The following is a 20,968-nucleotide window of genomic DNA, read 5'->3' on the forward strand; positions in this document are numbered from 1 at the left end:
TTTCAAGCACTAGCAACAAGATTTTTATAGAGGATTCACCTCTGAAGCAAGACAATTGCACTTTTTTGATAGATTATAGTTAATTTTATTTAGCTGTTGACATCTAATAGTTTGTCTTCTTAATCTAAATCTGTACCATTCGAACCAATAACCTTTTTATACCAATTAAAGGAATCTTTACGAATTCGTTTACATTCTTTAGGATCTTCATCCGTTCTATCCACATAAATCAATCCATATCGTTTTTTATAACCATTGCTCGTAGAGAGTAAATCAAGTGCTGACCAAGGCATATATCCAACAATTTCAACACCTAAATCCATTGCTCTTTTTGTTGCTTTAATATGCTCTCTCAAATAGTCAATACGATAATCATCATGAATTTTTCCATCAGCTGTTAATTCATCATGTGCTCCCATTCCATTTTCTGTAATCATAAATGGAACTTTATATCTTGTATATAAATCACGGTATACATATTCTAACCCTATTGGATCAATCGCCCAATCCCAATCGGTTGTATCTAGATGTGGGTTCTTACAAATCTGATAGAATCCTGGATGTGTTTCATACCCCTCCATTTCACCTTTTTTACCTGTAAGGTTATAACCTGCCCATCTTCGCTCTGCTTTTTCTGGGCATGCCTTTGCACAATCACTATTGTAGTAATTGATAGCAAAGAAATCCGATAGATTTGCCGCAATAAGCTCCATGTCACCATCTTCAATGGTAGGAGCTAGTCCTGCCTTTTCTAAGTATGTAGCTGCTGCTACATTATAGTAACCTTTAAAATATATATCTAAATAATATGAATTCTTTAAATCATGTGCATTCAATGCTGCCATCATATCCTCTGGCTTACACGTAAGCGGATATACAGGAGCATATCCTAATGCAGGACCTGCTACACCACCTGGAACAAGTTCATGCACCCATTTCACTGCTAATGCTTGCGCTAAGTTCATGTGGTGATTTATTTGATAACGCAATTGATTGTTTTTAGCTTGTTCTTCTGTGATATAACACTTTTGCGTCCAATATTGAACAATGATACTTTGCTCATTAATTGTAATCCAATACTTCACATCATCTTTAAATTCATTGATTACATATTTCGCAAAATATTCAAAATCCGCAACAACATCTCTAGAAATCCAACCACCATATTTATCAACTAAAGCCATCGGCAAATCATAGTGATATAACGTTACTAGTGGTTCAATTCCATTTGCTTTACATTCCTGAATGAGATTGCGATAAAATTGTATCCCTTGCTCATTCACTTCTCCTACACCGTCTGGAAAGATTCTAGCCCATGCAATTGAAAAGCGATAACTAGTAAATCCCATTTCTTTAAACAATGCAATATCTTCTTTATATTTATGATAGTGATCACTTGCTACACTAGCATCAGCGAATCCATATCGATCTGATCTTTCTTTATTTATTACATCTTGTTGTGAGAGGCCTTTACCGTCCTCTAATGCAGCACCTTCTACTTGATATGCACTTGTAGCAGCGCCCCATAGAAAATCTTTTGGAAATTGTTCCATTTCTCTTACCTCCTAATTTTTAAATTCTTTATACAATACCTCAGCAACTTCTACCATTTGCTTGGCAATTTTCTCTTCTGACATTATAGTCATTAATGTATCTTGAGCATGGTTAAATAATAAGCTCGCTTCATATGTCTTCCCACTTGTTTCATTTTGAATGATTTGTGTTTGTGCAACATGAGCTTGTCTTATACATTCCTCTGCTTCTATCAATACTTCTTTTGCTTTCATAAAGTTAAACTCTTTCACTTCATCCAAAGCTTTTTCTATTTTAAGTCTGGCATCACCTGCATGAAGTATTATTTGCATTGCAACTTCAACCAATTCATTTTCATTAATAAAATCAGACATATAAAATTATCCTTTCTATTCCTTATCTGCTAACGCTTCAACTCTTTCTTTCTCTAAACATTCTTTTTCATACACCTTGAAGAATGGATACCAAATAAACAGATAAATTACAAACAATACAACAGCCCATATAATTCCTCTAAAATCTTGTGTAATCATCACCGTTGAAATTGGTACTGGTACTTGTCCTACTTGATTTAAAGTAGCTGGTATATTTAACCATCCCAAACTCATAACAAGGTATACAATGGTTGGACCTACAATTCCATTGATCCACATTGGTAACATCAATATTGGATTAAACACAACTGGGGCACCAAACATAATTGGCTCATTAATATTGAAAATAGATGGACCAATGAAGATTCTACCCATAGTCTTTAAATTTTTTGATTTCGAGAACATCATTAAGATATTAAGTCCTAAGGTTGCTCCCATACCCCCCATGGTGATTAATGCTGCTGTAAACACGGTTTCACTAGTTGCGATATTCGTTGCTATTCCACCTGCTGCTACAGCATCAATGTTTGCTTGAATACCAGCTAAATAAATTGGTGTTGCAACAGCTCCAAACAGCCAAGAAGAAACTCCCATTGAATATAAAACAACTGGGATAAAACACAATAATACAAAACCCGGTAATGTTTGACCAAAATCTGCTAGTGGACTAAACACGGATAAAATCGCTTCAAAAATATCAATTTCTAAATGTACTGTAATAATCATTGAAATTCCTAAACACAATACTGTAGGTATAATATAATTTATCCATCCAGAAACAAAATCTGGAATTGATGTTGAACTATCTAAGAATTTTAATTTTGACCACAAGTTAAATATAATTGATGTAAATAACCCTGCAATCAATCCTGCTGCAATTCCTGTTGCTCCTAATCTTCCACCAGGAATAATAAAGTTATATGCTTCATCTGTTGTTGGCATTACAAACATTAAGAATACTGCAATTGCAACCAATCCACAATTTGTCGTATAGAAAGGTTTCCCTAATTTTTCCATTACTTGTTGTCCAACAACAAATGCAAGTGTTAATGATATGATACCAAAACTGTAATCAGCAATTGGTCCTAAATCTGGTAATGCTGGTATATAAGATCTAAATACGTTATAAAAATAAATCAATGATCCCGTTAAGATAAACGGAATAACCTTTTGCATTGAACTTGATACCGCAGAAATCCAAGGACGTCCACATATTTCGTTCATTTTTGGTGCAAATGAATTTGCTAACCAATCCATAAATTTTTTCATATAATTCTCCTTATTTATTTGAACATAAATTTTGCTTTTCTACGTTTATTTCATGTATAATATAGTAGAAAGATATACACATTAATTTCTTTCAGTTGAGTTAAGTCTGACCACTTAACTCTTTTATTTTGCATCATTAATTGTTTCCAATGCTAACTTAAGTAGCTCATCGCCTCTTAGTTGTGAATATACAACCTGTGGAATTACCACTACTGGCACATTATAGGGCGAAGCCATATTTTCAAACTTTTCCAATTCATTTCCATAATGTGGTCCAATCATTAATACATCGATAGAGCTCATATAACTTGCTATATCAGCAATACTCCGTGCTTCTACCGAAACTGAAATACCTTCTTTTTTTGCTGCTTGTCTAGTTTTTTGAGCCAAAAAACCACTCGACATCCCTGCTCCACAGCACAACAATATTTTTTTAGTCTCCACTCGTTCACCTCCTTTGGTTTTCTTATGATTTCATTATCTTCGTTTTTTTCATCCTCATCAACTTAACTTTTGCACGGGGTAGTGCAAAAGTTAAATTGTCAGTCTTTCTTTCTTCCACTATAATAGAAGAAAAGAACACATTATAATTAGGGGTTTATTATTATGAAGAAAAAACACATTGAATTAATAAACTATTTGTGTGAGCAAACGCGACCGACAACAAGCAAAGAATTATCCAATGCCCTTGGTGTTTCAGTCCGTTCAATAAAAAACTATGTAAACACATTAAATATTCAAGCAAACGAAAAAATAATTTTATCTTCCAACACAGGTTATACCATTCACAAAAGTATCGCTCTAAAGTTATTAGACCATCAAGATACCCAGATTCCACAAACCAGTGAAGAAAGAGCTTTTTATATTGTGAAACAAATTCTTGTTGCACACACATCACATTTAGATCTTTATGAACTGTGTGAAAGTCTTTATGTAAGTTATTCCACACTAAAAGCAGATATCGCCAAAATGAACAAAGCGTTTTCTAACTTTCATATTGAATTCGTTTGCGAAAATGATACATTAAAAATTATTGGAAGCGAAAAAAACAAACGTAAACTTGTAAGTTATGTTATTTATGAAGAAACTAATAATAAATTCATGAATGCAGATATTATTAAAGATAGTTTCCAAGATATGCCAATTGATAAAATAAACAATGTCATCACTAAAACATTCAACAAATATAATTACTATATCAATGATTTCGCAAACATAAACTTACTTTTGCATATTGTGATTATCATTGATCGAATCAAAGAAGGGAATATCGTTAATCAAAAAAATGCTGACTTTGTTATTGAAGATGAAAACGAACATTCTTTAGTCTTTGAATTATGTGCTTTATTAGAAAAAGAATTTGATATTAAATTTAATAAAAGTGAACAATATGAAATATATATGCTTTTCAAAACCAATGCTAATTATTCATTGCCGTCAAGTCAAGATACACTACGAAAAATTGTTGGATCTGATATCATTCATTTAGCGAATGATATTATTGAAAAAGTAAATGAATATTATTATATCAATTTAGGAAACGAGAATTTCCTAACCCCCTTTACACTACATCTGAAAAACCTTATCCTGCGAGCAAAAAACGGAGCCTTTACAAAAAATCCGATGACACAAAGTATAAAAACTTCCTGTCCTACGGTATACGATATCGCAATTTATATATCTATTGAATTAATGGATCACTATAATATCCATATCAATGAGGATGAGGTTACCTTTTTAGCTCTACATATCGGTGCTGAAATTGAACGCCAAAAGACCAATGATGAAAAAGTAAAATGTATTTTATTATGTCCTGAATACATGAAGATCAGCACCCAAATATATAATCAATTATTAATTGAATTTGGAAATCAAATTGATATTATAAAAACGATTACAAGCGAAGAAGATTTAGATAAATACTCTTTTAGCATGTGTATTACAACTGTTCGTTTACAAAAGAAAATTGTTCAAGATGTTATCTTTATTCCACCATTTCTTCAACAAGTAGATAAAGTACAAATCTATGATACAATCAATAAAATATACAATAACCGTAAAAATTGGATTTTAAAAAGTAAATTTCATCAATTTTTCTCTGCTGAATTATTTTTAGCAAATTCAAACGAATCCACCAAACATGAAGTCCTTCATGTTTTATCATCAAAAATGCTTGATTTAAACTACGTTGATGAAACTTTTGAAGAAAAAGTACTCATCCGTGAGAATGCTGCTTCCACAGCCTTTGGAAACATTGCAATTCCTCATGCTATGAAAATGGAGGCGCTCAAAACTAGTGTTAGTGTTTGCATTTCTAAAAAAGGTATCCATTGGAATAATCAACTCGTAAATATTGTTCTTCTAGTTGCCATCAATAAAGCAGATAAACGAATTTTCCATGATTTATACGAAGCATTGGTAGAGTTGTTTAGCAAAGAAAAAGTTATTCAACTAGTTAAAGAATGTAATACCTTTACCGATTTTGAAAACTTGATTTTAGAAAATATTGTCACTGAATATGAAAAGACCTAAACATTTTGTTTAGGTCTCATTTTTTAGGCAACTCTAAAATAAACGAAGTTATCTGATTCTGACTCTTTGCTATAATCTTACCACCATGAGATTCAACAATATTCTTAGCGATAGCCAAACCTAACCCACTACCTCCTGTTTTGGTCTGTCTTGCCTCATCTCCACGATAGAACTTATCAAAAATTCGTTCTAACTCACTTTCACTAATCTCTACTCCTGTATTTTCAATACGCACCATTGCCTTTTCTTCATCTTCCTCAATCAAAACATTAATCTCCCCATCAAACGGTGTATAACGTATTGCATTCATCAAAACATTTTCTATGGCTCTAGCTAATTTTTCATCATCTGCAAAAACATGGGTTGATTTCTTTGCCTGAATATCAACCTTGATATTCTTAGCTTCAAAATTTGCTTGATACTCTTCTATCATCTGTTGAATTAGCATATACAAGTTTACATCTTGTTTTACAAGTTCAAGTTGTGAAATATTAAACCTCGTTATTTCAAACAATTCTTCTACTAATGTTTGAATCTTTTCAGATTTCTGTAACGCAATCTTAATAAATCGTTGCCGTTGCTCATCGCTCAATTCATTATTTTCATCAAGTAAAATTAAATACCCTAAAACCGAAGCAAGGGGTGTTCTAATATCATGGGCCAAATACACAATCAAATCATCTTTTCTTTGCTCAGCATCCTTTGCTGCATATTTCCATAATTGAATTTCTTTATTAACTTGGGTAAGCTCTTTTTCTAAATCACTTAGGTAAGAAGGCAAATGAATTTCTTCTTGTTTGTCATCCAACTGAATATTATCTTTCACAATCCCTGCAATCTCTTGCAGAGATGGTTGTATTATCCAACCTGAAAAAATCAAAAATGCTGCTAGAAAAACAAGGATATATACCTGTAATTGATAGGTAGATAAAAAATAAAAGATATCATAATAAATTTTTGGTGCATCTATTTCTGTTCTAATTACATTATCAAGATACTCTCTTATAAAAATACCAACAATTGCGCACACAATAAGTGACCCCAAACCTACGATAAACATCCGAAATAGTATTTTGGAATTCCATAATCTATATTTAGCTTTCAATTTTATAACCCACCCCCCAAATCGTTTGAATAAACTTTTTCTTTTTCTGGGTATCATTTAACTTTTTACGAATACTTTGCATATGTACCATCACTGTATTGTTATTATCAAAATATCGCTCCTTCCATACAGATTCAAAAATATTCTCACTACTCAACACCTTCCCTTGATTTTCAAAAAGCAAAACTAAAATTGAAAATTCCAAGTTTGTGAGCATAACTTCCTTCCCATATAATAAACAACGATGAGAAGCTGGAAACAATTCCAAACCATGAATCTCATAATAGCGATCTTCGCTTACTTTATCTACTTTATTGATATTTGCTCTACGTAATTGCGCATTTACTCTAGCAATTACCTCTAATGGATTAAATGGTTTAATCATGTAATCATCTGCGCCAATCATTAACCCATTTATCTTATCTTGGTCTTCATCCTTTGCTGTAAGCATGATAACAGGAAATGTATAACCAGCCTCACGAAACTTACGACACAAATCAAACCCATTGATTTTGGGCATCATAATATCTAAAATCGCTAAATCAACAGTATCCAAATCTGTTTTCAATGCTTCTTCTGGTGAATCAAACTTTTCTACTTCGTGCTGATTATTGCGCAAATACAACTCTAATAGATTTAAAATTTCTATCTCATCATCAACAATTAAAATTTTAGCCACAGTATTCTCCCTCTTTTTCATATCGTATCATAAATCGTAATTAAAATTCTTAAGTTTTTCTTAAATTTTAATATTTCTGTTAAGAAAAACTTAATTCCCTTTTATGTTCATCTTAAAAAACAAAAAGCTTATTCATGGTTGAATAGAAGAGAAAGAGGTGACAACCATGAAGAAGAATACAATATCTTCAAAATTTATATACTTGCTATTATTAAACATGATAATATTTGCAATTGCTATCCTTACTGTTTTTATCCTTCCTAAAACAGAGAATCACCCAAAGGCGAGTCCATCCATAAGTAGAAAATACCCAAAAGATTCAAAAAAGGGTCAACTAGAATCAATGATGGAAAAATATCCAGATATCGGTTATATACTAGACCATTTTGATGAATATCCCTCAGAGATTATTGATTTCTTATTAAACAATCCTGATACTTTAGATTTTGCTTTACAATATCTTAAACAAAAAGATAAGCTTGATGATAACTTATCAAGTATTGATCTTTTAAGCTTCCCTAAACTCTATCAATGGGATCCACGATGGGGATATACAAATTATGGTGATAGTATGATGGCTTTTACAGGATGTGGACCAACCGTACTATCTATGGCTGCAATACATCTTACCAAAGATATCACATATACACCTTATTATATCTCCCAATTCAGCGAGCAAAATGGCTTCTATGTTCCCTCTATAGGAACATCATGGGATTTATTCACCCAAGGAAGTAAAGCATTGGGTTTAAACTGTTCTCCTTTATCCCTTGATGAACAATATATTAACCAAGTTCTTGAAAATGGCGGGTTAGTTATATGCAGTATGCGACCTGGTGATTTCACAAATACTGGTCACTTTATTATTATCTATGGAAAAGATAAAAATGGCTATTATAAACTTCATGACCCCAATAGTAAAGAACGTTCTCAAAAGACATGGAGTTATGAAAAATTAGCTTATCAAATTAATAATTTGTGGGAAATCACTGCAAATAAAAATTGAAGATTAAAATCTTCAATTTTTTTGTGTTAATTCTTTTTCGTTTTGTTTTCGACGATACATGGCCATTAATACTAGTGCACATCCAAAGAAGATACCTGCGAAAAGAAAAGACAACTTTGCTCCAAGTGCATAGATAAACCCTGCAAACAATGCACCTACAATCATCCCTAAACTCTTCATTGCATTATAAAATCCCATTACCATACTACTATTCTCATTGTTACTATTTTTAGCACATAGATCTTGAACTAGTGGTATGTACATTGCATTAAAAGCAAAGAATATAATATTCACTAAAATAAACGGTAAAATATCATCAAATAAGAAAATCATGAACAAACAAGTACTAGCACCTAAGAAAATATACATAAGTGATTTTCTAACATCTGTATTTCTTAAAATCCATAAACAGATTGTTGTATTTGCCAATAAAGAAATAAAACCTACAACTGCTTTTAATGTTCCATTATAACTAGAATTAAAATCAAAAGCATCTTTTATATAATAATTAAAACATTGATCATAGGCAGTAGATGCTAGAGAAGTAATGAATACAATAAGAAATAAAATTACAAACAGTTTATTCATAAACTGTCTTGAATCAGAAAATGCTTTAAATGGATTTGCATCTCTAACAAATTTAAAAGTATCTTTTTGTGGTTGTTTATCATCTTCTAAAAGAAAGTAAAACATAACTCCACTAAGAATTAAAGTTCCTGCCTGTAACATAAAAGTAAACGGAATTGATATAACCCCAATAAAACCACCAATCAAATATCCAAAAGCACCAAATACAGTTGTACAAGTTGCATTCAAGGCCAAATGTTTACCTCGAATTTCTGGGTTTCCTTTATTAATTACATAAGTAAGAAAGCTTACCATGATACCTCCAACAAAAAAACCTGAAGTAAATCTTGCCATCAAAATCGTTCCTTGCTCTTGTGCCAACATGAACATAATCTGTCCAACTCCATATCCACAACAACAAATCAGCAAGGTTTTTCTACTACTAATCCGATTTACCATCTTTGCCCAAAACGGTGAAAACAAGAAATTTGTAAACGCCATGCCTGCAAAAGCTACCCCAAACATATAATCGGGTAGCTGTAAGTTTTTTATCAACGTTGGTGTGATTGGATGTGCAAAGTTGGCAGCAAGACTTTCAATCGCAACAATCGCTAAAAATAGATATAATTTTTTTTCACTTATATAATTATTCATTTCTAAGTTCCACTAAAATATCCCGTAATTCTGCTGCTCTTTCAAAGTCTAATACTTTGGCAGCATCCTTCATTTCTTTTTCAATATTTGCCAACATTTTATCTTTATCCTTTTTCGATACTTTGGTTTTCTTACTTAAATATTTCGCAGTCATCTCTTTTGTTTCTAAAGAGTGTAATGCTTCATGAATTGGTTTAATAATCGTTTTTGGTGTAATACCATGTTCTTTATTATATGCAATTTGAATATCACGACGTCGTTTTGTTTCATCTAATGCATATTTCATAGATTCTGTCATATTGTCAGCATACATGATAACATGCCCATTACTATTACGTGCAGCACGTCCTATAATTTGGACTAGTGAACGTTTACTACGTAAAAAACCTTCTTTATCTGCATCTAAAATACAGATTAATGAAACCTCTGGAATATCCAATCCTTCACGAAGTAAATTAATCCCTACTAATACATCATATTTCCCTTGTCTCAATTCACGAATAATCTCTGTACGTTCAATGGTTGTAACCTCATGGTGCAACCATGCAACCTTGAAATCAAGTTGCTTTAAATGACTTGTTAGATCTTCAGCCATTCGTACAGTTAACGTAGTGATTAGCGTTCGCTCACCACGTTTTATCTGCTCTTGAATTTCATCCACAATATCATCAATTTGCCCATGTGTTTTCCGTACTTCTACTTCTGGATCAAGCAATCCTGTAGGACGAATGATTTGCTCTACAATTTCCCCATTTGTTTTTTCAAGTTCATAATCCCCTGGTGTTGCTGATACAAAAATCGCTTGGTTGATCATAGATTCAAATTCATTAAATTTCATTGGACGATTATCTAATGCACTAGGAAGTCGAAACCCAAAATTAACCAATGTTTCTTTTCTTGCTCGATCCCCATTATACATACCACGAACTTGTGGTAAACTCACATGACTTTCATCTACGATTAATAAATAATCATCAGGAAAATAATCAAATAATGTATATGGTCTTTCGCCAGGTGAACGCCCATCAATATGACGTGAATAGTTTTCAATACCTGGACAAACACCGAACTCTCTTAACGCTTCAATATCATATAAAGCACGTTGTTCCAAACGTTGTGCTTCCAACAATTTATCTTCACTTCTAAAATATGATAAACGTTCTTTCAACTCTGCTTCAATTGTTAGACACGCTCTTTCAAGTTGTTCTTTTGGTGATGCATATCCATTTGCAGGATATACTACATAAACTTGATAGGCATGGAAGACTTTTCCTGTAACTGGATCCACCTCAACAATACGTTCAATCATATTATCAAACATTTCAATCCGTAATATATAACTATCCGTATGTCCTAAAGCCACTTCAATACTATCTCCACGAACTCTAAAACAACCACGCTGTAAATCAATATCATTACGTTTATATTGACGATCAACTAGTTTTTGTAGTAATTCTTTACGATCGATTTCCTCATTTACCCGTAGATTAAAAAACATATTACGATATGTTTCTGGATTACTAGCCCCATAGATACATGCTACACTCGCTACAATAATCGTATCTCTACGTTCTAAAACACTGTTTTCTGCAGCCATTCTCAACATATCAAGTTCTTGATTTGTCGTTGCTGTTTTATCGATATAAGTGTCACTGTTTGGAATATATGCCTCTGGTTGATAATAATCAAAATTTGAAACAAAATACTCTACTCGGTTATTCGGGAAGAACTCTTTAAACTCACTGTACAATTGTCCCGCCAAGGTTTTATTATGTACAAAAACCAAAGTAGGTTTATTTACTTTGGCTATTACATTTGATACAGTAAACGTTTTCCCAGTACCTGTGGCACCAAGTAAAACTTGCTGTTTTTTTCCAGCTTCTAAGCCTTTGGTAAGTTCTGCAATCGCTTTGATTTGATCTCCTTGTGGCTTAAAATCTGATACTAAATCAAATAGTTTATTTTCCACTCACTACCTCCAATGCTTTTTTCATCTGTGTATCCAAAACATCTTTTTCATCATGCCATTTTCGTGATGCTGCAGAAATTGCACTACTCACCAATTTAGCATTAACTTCTCCTGATTCTGTTAGACCATTATCCTTTTGAAACCGCTTCACTGCCGCTAATGTAGATTCAGAAAAATAACCATCTTTACGATCCACATCATATCCTAAGAAACTTAAATAAACCTGCATATCCTTCACTGGATCACCAACTTGATTTACTTTATATGTCTCTTCATCATCTGATGTTTTATAACTCATCGCTTGATTTAATTTTACTTCATAATCTGGTTTGATACCAATCTTATGAATTTTTTCTTTCGTTGGCGTTAACCATTCTGCAATTGTATACTTGAAAATACTACCATCATCAAAAGAAATAGAATTTTGTACCGTTCCTTTTCCATATGATTTTGTACCTACTACTTTAGCATCTAAATGCTCTTTTAAAGCAGCCGTTAATAATTCCGAAGCACTCGCTGTATTTTCATTGATAATAATACCAACGTTATCAAATTTATACTGTTTACTTGATGACTTAGTTGCATATTCACTAAGTTCTCCATTTTTATCTTCTTGATATAACACAATTTCATTAGGTCCCAAGAACAATCCAGCAATTGAGATTGCTGTTGTTACATATCCACCACCATTATCACGTAAATCAATCACTACATTTTTTACTTTCTTTTCTTTAAACGCTTCTAAATAACGTTCTACTTCAACTGCTGTATCATCTGAAAAAGAAGATAATTCCAATACTCCTATTCCATCTTTCACATATCCATACACAGTTACGGAAACCTTTGCTCTTGTCATATCAAGGGTTAATGTTTCTTTCCCTCGTTGCACTTCAACGCTAACCTTTGTTCCTTCTTCACCAATGATCATTTCTTTAATATCATTAATTTCTTTTTTTGATATATCGACACCATCCACTTTTTTGATGATATCTCCTTCTTTCATTCCTGCCTTTTCAGCCGGTGAATCAATAAAAATCTTTTCTACTAAAATTGCATCATTCAATTCATAGTATTGAATTCCAATTCCTGTTAGTGAACCTGAAAGCGAAGTAAGCAATGCACTTGCTGATTTCTCATCCATATATTCTGTATGTGTATCCATATCATTTTCATTCGCAATTCCATTGATTGCATGATCAATAATATAGCTTTCTAAATCCTTTACATCTTTTCCAAAATACCAATCACTCGCTAAAATATCATAAATTTCTTGAAATTTTTCTGACTCAACAGCGCTTAAACTCTGGGTTCTAGAAGATGTTGTACGAGATGAACCTCCTACATTTCCACCAACAAAAAAACCTCCTGTGAAACAAAGTACACACGCTAATACAATAAGTATTCCAATTCTTCTTTTTTTCTTTTCTCTTGCTATTTCATCTGGCCATCTATGTTTTTCGACCATAATCTTTTTTTTATTTTCATCCATAATAGTAACCTCGCCTATTTATTGTATCACAAGAAAAGATGTTATAAAACTATAACATCTTTATATAATTACAGGATTTATCTTTTACTAAAAATTGGTTTTTGGTAAAAACCAAATGTCCTTCACATACTCATCAATGGTACGATCACTAGAGAAATAGCTTGAACATGCAATATTCTTTAAACACATCGTTGCCCATTCACTACGGTTTTTATAACGCTCTTCCACATTATGTTGTGCTTGATGATATGCCCAAAAGTCTTTCAATACTAAATATTCATCGTTTTTATTCATAACCTCTTCAAAGATAGCGGCAAAATCACGGTCTATTCCACTAAATTCATCACTTAACAAGGAATCCATCACTTTATGTATTTCTGGATCACTGTTATATATGTCCCATACATTGTATGCATTTTCATATTTTAATTGTGCTACTTCTTCAGCTCGTAAACCAAAGATTTCCGCATTATCAAATCCCACTTTCTCAACAATCTCAACATTTGCACCATCCAATGTACCAAGTGTCAATGCCCCATTCATCATAAACTTCATATTACCAGTACCACTTGCTTCCTTACCAGCAGTAGAGATTTGTTCTGAGACATCTGCTGCATTCATCAATATTTCTGCGATACTCACTCCATAATTTGGAATGAATACAACCTTCATATATTTTGATACATCTGGATCATTGTTTACTTTATTCGCTAAACAATTAATCAATTTAATAACCTTTTTCGCAAACACATAGGATGGAGCCGCTTTCGCTGCAAAAATAAAGGTTCTTGGATACATCGTATACTCTGGGTTTTCTTTGATTCGATTATATAAATAAATAATATGCAAGACATTCAATAATTGTCTTTTGTATGCGTGCAAGCGTTTAGCTTGAACATCAAAGATAGAATTAACATCTATCTCCACATCACATGTTTTTTTAATATAGGCTGCTAGTATTTCTTTTCGTTTCTGTTTCACATTCAAGAAACTCTCTTTAATACCCATGTCATCTGCATATGTTAATAGCTTTTTAAGCTCTTTAGGATTTTCTTTCCATCCTTCACCAATTGTATCATCCAATAACTTTGTAAGTTGTGGATTTGAATACATCAACCATCGGCGATGCGTAATTCCATTTGTCTTATTATTAAATTTATGAGGCATGATATCATAAAAATCTTTCATTACCTCTTCTTTTAAAATCTTTGTATGCAAAGCTGCAACCCCATTTACACTATGTGATCCCACAATTGCTAAATGAGCCATATGAATCTGACCTTCCTTTAAAATCGATACATTAGGTAAGATTTCTGGACGATTATATTTATGATGCAAATTATATTCAAATCGATTTTGAATCTCTTGAATAACCATATACACTCTTGGTAACAATTTCTGAATATAAGCTATTGGCCATTTTTCTAAAGCTTCTGACAAAACAGTATGGTTTGTATAAGCCATTGTATTAATCGTAATATCCCAAGCTTGATCCCATGCATATTCATAATCATCCATCAAAATTCTCATCAATTCAGGAATTGCCAAAACCGGATGCGTATCATTCAATTGAATTGCAACCTTTTCAGAAAAATTGTCCAAATTAGGATAATTCTTTAAATGTTGACGAATAATAGAATGAACTCCAGCACTAACAAAGAAATACTGTTGTTTAATTCTCAACAGCTTACCTTCTTCTGTAGAGTCATCTGGATACAAACTATTACAAATCTCACGTACTTCTTTAATATATTGTGTATGGTCACGATTTAAACTCTCTTCAGCAGGCTCTGCTGACCAAAGACGTAATGTATTAGTAAGTTTTCGATTATACCCAACAATTGGAACATCATAAGGTACGGCATTTACAACCTGTGAATTCCGTAGTTCAATTTTAATCTTTCCATGTTCATTTACATATTGGTGTACTTTACCACCGAAATGTACCTGCACAGTATGTTTTGGTTTCTTTATTTCCCATACATTTCCTAATTTTAGCCAAAGATCAGGTACTTCTTTTTGCTTGTAATCTTCAATTAACTGTTTGAAAAAACCATACTCATATCGGATACAATTTCCATGACCAATATACCCTTCAGAAGCAATCGAATCCATGAAACAAGCAGCTAGTCTTCCTAGACCACCATTACCTAATCCTGCATCCGTTTCCAAATCTTCTAAGCCATTGATATCAATCCCTAATTCTTCCAAACCTTCTTTCACAATATCATATATTTGAAGATTCATAAGATTATTCGTAAATAAACGACCCATTAAGAATTCCATTGAAAAATAGAACACTTGTTTTTCTTGGGACATGCGATTTTCATCTTTACTTTCCTTCCAGTGCAGACTAATATACTCACGTATAACTTCACCCAACGTCAAATATTGTTCAGTAATGTGTGCTGTATCTATTGAGATTCCGAATAACTCAATCATTTTTTCTTCATATTCTCGTATGAAATTTTCTTTAGTAAAATCTCTAATCATATTTACTCTCCTATTCAAAATACTTATTTTTATCATGCTTATTTACATGCTTCAAAATGACACCTGCAAAAGGTGCTACATCAATTTTAATATAATATGGTTTATAGTCAACATATTTTTCCAAAGCTTTTACTGGTTTTGAATTTATGATATTAGAACCTGAGTAAATATCTTTTTCACTATTCAATATTTCTTCATATAATCCATCTTCTAAAACACCAAAATAATGATTCTTATATGTATTTGGTGACATGTTCAATATAACTACTAATGTTTCATCATCACTTTTTCGAATAAATGAAAATAAATTTTCATTGGTATTATCAGCATCAATCCATTCAAAGTAACGATAATCATAATCATTTTGATAAAGAGCTGGTTGGGTTGTATAAAGCGTATTCAAATCTTTCATAAACCGTTTGAAAGAATCATGCATCGGATACTCCAACAAGAACCAATCATTCTCTTGCTCTTCATCAAACTCACGCATATGACCAATTTCATTGCCCATGAAGTTTAACTTTTTACCAGGATGTGTATACATATATGTATACAATAATCGAGCTTGTGCAAATTTTTCTTCATAGCTTCCCCACATCTTGTTAACAATCGTAGCTTTTCCATGAACCACCTCATCATGAGAGAAAGGCAGAATAAAGTTTTCACTAAAGAAATAAGACATACTAAAGTTTATTTTATTATGATTATGTTGCCGATAAACAGGATCCATTTTAAAATATTCAAGTGTATCATTCATCCACCCTAGATCCCATTTATAATCAAAGCCTAATCCAAGATTATTGATATTGCTAGTAACATTTTCAAAATCACTAGAATCCTCAGCAATTAAGATTACCTCACCCAAATGTTTATGTAACAAATAATTCATGCGACGAATAAACGTTAATGCCCCTTCATTAATTCCACGATCTTTATTCCCTTGCCAATAAATAATATTCGATACTGCATCAATCCGTAAACCATCACCATGAAATTCACTTAACCAATATCCAGCTGCACTCATCAAAAAAGAACGCACTTCTTCTTTATGAAGATCAAAGTTCGCTGTTCCCCATTCACTAAATGCATCATATTTCTTTTCATATTCATAAAGATGAGTTCCATCAAAATTTCGTAATGCATAATTGTCCATCACAAAATGAACTGGTACAAAATCAAAGATTACACCAATGTTATTTCGATGAAGTTCGTTTATTAAATATTTCAAATCCTGAATGGATCCATACCGTGATGTTGCACTAAAATAACCACTGGTTTGATATCCCCAACTTCCATCAAAAGGATACTCACTCAATGGCATAAATTCCACATGCGTAAACTTCATCTCTTTAATATATGCAATCAAAGCTTCACAAATTGAACGATAGGTAACTTCTTCACCATTCGTTTTCCAAGCACCAAGATGCATTTCATAAATATTCATTGGTGAATGAAAACAACGTGTTCGTTTATCCATCCATTCTTGATCGCTCCACTCATATTTTAAATCTACAACAATTGATGCTGTATTAGGTCGCAATTCACTATAAAATGCATATGGATCCATCTTATCCACCACTTCACCATCCGCTTGCTCAACACGATATTTATAATAATCTCCTGCTTTGGCACCAACAATAAAAATGCTCCACACTCCACGATTATCCACTTTCTGCATAACATGGCTATCTGGATTCCAATCATTAAAACTTCCAATTACCCGAACACTTTTTGCTGCTGGTGCATATACACTGAAACGAACCCCTGAAGTTTGCTCAAACCCTATATGGGCACCAAAAGATGTATACGAATCTATAGATTGTCCCTCAAAAAATGCATTTATGACTCTACTCTTCATAGCAAACCTCCTGTTATATTCATTTTACCTTTTTCTTATCTTCGATACAACTTAATCGATATAAAATAAAGATAACTATCTATTAGTAACATAATAATATATTATATCAATAATACAAGCTTTTTCGAATACAATATATCATTAAAAAAGACAATATGTATATACCATATTGTCTTCATCCTTTTTATAAAACGTAATCTACACAACTACGAATCTTTGCCATTCCTTTCAAACACTTTGTTGCATCCTTATGTTTTGGATGATTTTGATATTGATTCAAAGCATCTTTACTTTCAAACTCACTAATCAAAAGCATATCCATATTGCTAGAATCTAAGATATCCACAATGACTTCTATCTTCACAATACCTTCAACAATAGGACCTAAGTTACTCATATTCAATTTAAACTCAAGCATGAGTTGTTCACGTTCAAATGGTGTCAAATCCTCTTTTAATTTCCACATTACGACATGACGTATCATTTTGTAAATTTCTCCATCTCTTTTTTCAAGATATTAGCTTTTTCATGAGCCTCTTCACCACTGCTACCTTTTATACAATAATAAAACTTACACTTTGGTTCCGTTCCACTTGGGCGAATAGCAATCCAACTACCATCCTCTAAAAAATACTTTAAGACATCCGAAGTAGAAAAACCTTCTAATTTTGATTCCACCCCTTGTTCTCTTACAATACATTCTTTAAAGTCTTCAAAGCGCGTTACTCTATAAGTACCAATCTTTTCTAATTTAGCTGCACGTAGGTTTTTCAAGATTTCCTTAATCTTTGCTGCCCCTTCACTTCCTTCTAATGTAAGTGAAACTTGGCTTTCTTCATAATAGCCATGCTTTTCATATAAATCATTCAATACATCATACAAGGTTTTTCCTTGTTGCTTATAATAAACAGTTGCCTCTGCTAGCATTAAACATGCTTGTACAGCATCTTTATCACGAACAAATGGTTTTATCAAACTACCATAGCTTTCTTCATAACCAAAAACATATTGTTTTTCATTTGTAACTTCATATTTTGCAATCTTTTCACCTATAAATTTAAATCCGGTAAGTGTTTTTTCACACTCAACACCATATGCATTAGCTACTTTTTCACCAAGGTCTCCAGTAACGACTGTATTAAACATCACTGGATTTGGTGGCATTTTCCCTTGTTCTTTCAATTGATGCAAGATATAATCCAACAATAATGCTCCACTTTGATTTCCTGTAAGTAAGATGTAAGATCCATTTTGATCCACTACAACTCCCATTCGATCTGCATCTGGGTCACAAGACAACACAATATCCGCTTGATGTTTCTTCGCATATTCAATAGCCAAATCATAAGATGCACTCTCTTCTGGATTTGGTGTCTTCGTATTACTAAAGTTAGGATCCGGTGAACACTGTTCCACAACTGGGATACAATGATAACCTGTGCGTTTAAATACTTCTTGTACAGGAATATTAGCGGTTCCATGTTGCGGAGTAAAAACAATTTTCACATTGCTCTTATCTATATCTGGTTGTAACTGAATACCTAGTACTTCTTTATAATATGCTTCATCTACATCTTTACCAATCATTGTTATCAAAGCTTCTTGTTGTTCATCAACAGTAAAGGAAATTGCTAACTCATCCTTTATTTCATTTACATAAGCAATTACCTTCTCTACCAATGAAGGGATTAACTGACATCCTTTTTCATCATATAGTTTATATCCATTATATTCTTTAGGATTATGCGACGCTGTCACAACAATCCCACCAAAACAATTTAAATAACGAGTTGCAAATGATAGCTCAGGAGTAGGTCGAAGGGATTCAAATACATATGATCGAATTCCATAAGTAGCTAAAACCTTAGCACTAACCATTGCCAACTCATATGACATATGACGATTATCATATGCAATTGCTACACCTCTTTTTTTTGCTTCTTCACCATTATCTCTAATATACTTTGCAAACCCAACGTTTGCTTTAGCAATCGTATGCACATTAATACGATTTGTTCCTGGTCCCAATAATCCTCTCATCCCTGCCGTTCCAAATTCAATATTAGTGTAGAAACTGTCATGGATTTCCTCATCACTCATATTATCTAATTCTTTACGTAATTCCTCATCTAAGTTCGGACTTTCTATCCACCGTAAGTATTCTACATCTTTTTCTTTGCTATACATATTGATTACTCCTTTCCAATATAAATAAAAAAAGACGGTCAAGCCATCTTTCTTTTATTACCCAATAATTTTTTGAGCGCGTAATACATCTTCGATAGCTGCTATAGCTGCATCTTCATCTTCCCCGTTACAAGAAATTGTAATTTCTGATTGTGTAGGAATTCCTAAAGACATAACACCCATAATTGATTTCATGTTAACTTCACGTCCACCATATGCAACATTTACTTCACATTTAAACTTACCTGCTGCGTGTACCGCAACTGTTGCAGGACGAGCATGTAATCCAACTGGATCAATTACAGTCACTGTTATTTGTTTCATTTCTGTTTCCTCCTAAGCTCATTTCTATCACTTCTATTTTACAACATATCGAAAGCACTTACAATCACTTTTTTTCAGAAACCTTGGATATGTTTTTCATTCACTTTCAACCTCATATGCATAAGGCAGTAATTCACTCACTGATATTTTTTTATGTTCTCCATTAATTTCAAGGATAACCTCACCTTTTGGCATATAGGTAGACAACAATTGTCTACAGTTTCCACATGGTGATAGCACCCCTTCATCTTCTCCACCACGATATGCAACAATACATTCAAAATCACGTTCTCCTGCAGTAATTGCATTACCAAGCGCAATCATCTCTGCACAAGCACCATGAAGTGAATACACATTTACACCAATGTACATATTTCCATTTCTACAACGAACTGCCGCTCCTACCGTATGATTATAATGAACACCATCATAATTCTTATAAATAACCGCTTTCGCAAGTGCAAGCAATTCTTCATCTTGCTTTGTTAGTGTTTCCATAACTTTATAAGTCCTCCTCACTAATTACTTCGATTCCGTGTTTCTTCAATAAAGAACTACATATCCCATCACCTTTAACTAACTTCCCTGAAAAAGTTCCATCGTATATCCAATTACTCCCACAACTAGGACTTCTACTTTTTAAAATCGCTTTCTTTATATTATTTTCCTGAGCAATTTTAAACACTATCTCTGCACCTTTTTGAAATGCTTCACTTACATCTTCGCCACTAACACTTATTACCTTACCCACTTTTATTTCACAAGGATTACGAGGCACCTGCAAACCACCTAACACCTCTGGGCACACAAGAATAACATCCTTATCTTTTACATATTCATCTACCTTGTCATTATGATAAGCACTTGCATTATAACGACATTCAATTCCTTGCAAACAGGAACTCACTAATACTTTTTCTTTCATTGTT

Annotated in this window: 18 protein-coding genes; 2 read left to right on the plus strand and 16 right to left on the minus strand. The window is 32.8% G+C overall.

Annotation, left to right across the window (positions count from 1 at the left end; translation table 11 throughout):
* Positions 1-119: 119 nt before the first annotated feature.
* The 4 genes from M2475_RS06490 to M2475_RS06505 all read right to left on the minus strand — a co-directional run bounded on the left by M2475_RS06490 (position 120) and on the right by M2475_RS06505 (position 3,620).
* On the minus strand, positions 120-1,553 hold the full coding sequence (locus M2475_RS06490) for a glycoside hydrolase family 1 protein (protein ID WP_277490350.1): 1,434 nt from the start codon (positions 1,551-1,553) through the stop codon (positions 120-122).
* Between the two features lie 12 nt (positions 1,554-1,565).
* The gene (locus M2475_RS06495; protein WP_277490351.1) at positions 1,566-1,907 is read right to left on the minus strand and encodes a PTS lactose/cellobiose transporter subunit IIA; all 342 of its coding nucleotides are present in this window, start codon (positions 1,905-1,907) and stop codon (positions 1,566-1,568) included.
* Between the two features lie 15 nt (positions 1,908-1,922).
* Positions 1,923-3,176: a PTS transporter subunit EIIC gene (locus M2475_RS06500; RefSeq protein WP_277490352.1), complete on the minus strand. Its 1,254-nt coding sequence runs from the start codon at positions 3,174-3,176 to the stop codon at positions 1,923-1,925.
* A 123-nt stretch (positions 3,177-3,299) separates the two neighbouring features.
* Positions 3,300-3,620: a PTS sugar transporter subunit IIB gene (locus M2475_RS06505; protein WP_277490353.1), complete on the minus strand. Its 321-nt coding sequence runs from the start codon at positions 3,618-3,620 to the stop codon at positions 3,300-3,302.
* 162 nt (positions 3,621-3,782) lie between these two features.
* Between M2475_RS06505 and M2475_RS06510 the strand changes: the two genes are divergently transcribed.
* Positions 3,783-5,708 carry a PRD domain-containing protein gene (locus tag M2475_RS06510; RefSeq protein WP_277490354.1) on the plus strand — a complete coding sequence of 642 codons (1,926 nt, stop codon included), beginning with the start codon at positions 3,783-3,785 and terminating at the stop codon, positions 5,706-5,708.
* 16 nt (positions 5,709-5,724) lie between these two features.
* Here the strand turns inward: M2475_RS06510 and M2475_RS06515 are convergent, their stop codons facing one another.
* Both M2475_RS06515 and M2475_RS06520 read right to left on the minus strand, forming a co-directional pair.
* Positions 5,725-6,813: a HAMP domain-containing sensor histidine kinase gene (locus tag M2475_RS06515; RefSeq protein ID WP_277490355.1), complete on the minus strand. Its 1,089-nt coding sequence runs from the start codon at positions 6,811-6,813 to the stop codon at positions 5,725-5,727.
* Complete coding sequence (locus M2475_RS06520) at positions 6,803-7,492, minus strand: response regulator transcription factor (protein ID WP_277490356.1); 690 nt, start codon at positions 7,490-7,492, stop codon at positions 6,803-6,805. The genes M2475_RS06515 and M2475_RS06520 overlap by 11 nt, the downstream gene beginning before the upstream one ends.
* A 166-nt stretch (positions 7,493-7,658) precedes the next feature.
* Here M2475_RS06520 and M2475_RS06525 point away from each other — a divergent pair, with 166 nt between their 5' ends.
* Positions 7,659-8,498, plus strand: coding sequence for a C39 family peptidase (locus tag M2475_RS06525; protein WP_277490357.1), 840 nt, complete (start codon positions 7,659-7,661; stop codon positions 8,496-8,498).
* A 12-nt stretch (positions 8,499-8,510) separates the two neighbouring features.
* On the opposite strand, the gene M2475_RS06530 is transcribed toward M2475_RS06525, so the two are convergent.
* The 10 genes from M2475_RS06530 to M2475_RS06575 form a co-directional block, all read right to left on the minus strand.
* Positions 8,511-9,719 (minus strand): MFS transporter, encoded by a 1,209-nt coding sequence (locus M2475_RS06530; RefSeq protein ID WP_277490359.1) that lies wholly within the window; start codon positions 9,717-9,719, stop codon positions 8,511-8,513.
* The gene (uvrB, locus tag M2475_RS06535) at positions 9,712-11,688 is read right to left on the minus strand and encodes an excinuclease ABC subunit UvrB (protein WP_277490360.1); all 1,977 of its coding nucleotides are present in this window, start codon (positions 11,686-11,688) and stop codon (positions 9,712-9,714) included. The genes M2475_RS06530 and uvrB overlap by 8 nt, the downstream gene beginning before the upstream one ends.
* Complete coding sequence (locus M2475_RS06540; protein WP_277490361.1) at positions 11,678-13,177, minus strand: S41 family peptidase; 1,500 nt, start codon at positions 13,175-13,177, stop codon at positions 11,678-11,680. Before M2475_RS06540 ends, uvrB begins: the two co-directional genes overlap by 11 nt.
* Positions 13,178-13,264: 87 nt before the next feature.
* Positions 13,265-15,670 carry a glycogen/starch/alpha-glucan phosphorylase gene (locus M2475_RS06545; protein WP_277490362.1) on the minus strand — a complete coding sequence of 802 codons (2,406 nt, stop codon included), beginning with the start codon at positions 15,668-15,670 and terminating at the stop codon, positions 13,265-13,267.
* 10 nt (positions 15,671-15,680) lie between these two features.
* Entirely contained in the window at positions 15,681-17,528 is a 1,848-nt protein-coding gene (gene glgB / locus M2475_RS06550) for a 1,4-alpha-glucan branching protein GlgB (protein ID WP_277490363.1), read from the minus strand.
* Between the two features lie 184 nt (positions 17,529-17,712).
* Entirely contained in the window at positions 17,713-18,012 is a 300-nt protein-coding gene (locus M2475_RS06555; RefSeq protein WP_277490364.1) for a Dabb family protein, read from the minus strand.
* Complete coding sequence (locus M2475_RS06560; RefSeq protein WP_277490365.1) at positions 18,009-19,715, minus strand: phospho-sugar mutase; 1,707 nt, start codon at positions 19,713-19,715, stop codon at positions 18,009-18,011. The genes M2475_RS06555 and M2475_RS06560 overlap by 4 nt, the downstream gene beginning before the upstream one ends.
* Before the next feature lie 57 nt (positions 19,716-19,772).
* Positions 19,773-20,039 carry an HPr family phosphocarrier protein gene (locus M2475_RS06565; protein WP_277490367.1) on the minus strand — a complete coding sequence of 89 codons (267 nt, stop codon included), beginning with the start codon at positions 20,037-20,039 and terminating at the stop codon, positions 19,773-19,775.
* Between the two features lie 96 nt (positions 20,040-20,135).
* Complete coding sequence (locus tag M2475_RS06570) at positions 20,136-20,537, minus strand: cytidine deaminase (RefSeq protein WP_277490368.1); 402 nt, start codon at positions 20,535-20,537, stop codon at positions 20,136-20,138.
* 4 nt (positions 20,538-20,541) lie between these two features.
* Positions 20,542-20,964 (minus strand): DUF523 domain-containing protein, encoded by a 423-nt coding sequence (locus M2475_RS06575; RefSeq protein WP_277490369.1) that lies wholly within the window; start codon positions 20,962-20,964, stop codon positions 20,542-20,544.
* Positions 20,965-20,968: the final 4 nt, after the last annotated feature.

The organism is Breznakia sp. PF5-3 (genome assembly GCF_029504745.1).
Classification (GTDB): domain Bacteria; phylum Bacillota_I; class Bacilli_A; order Erysipelotrichales; family Erysipelotrichaceae; genus Breznakia.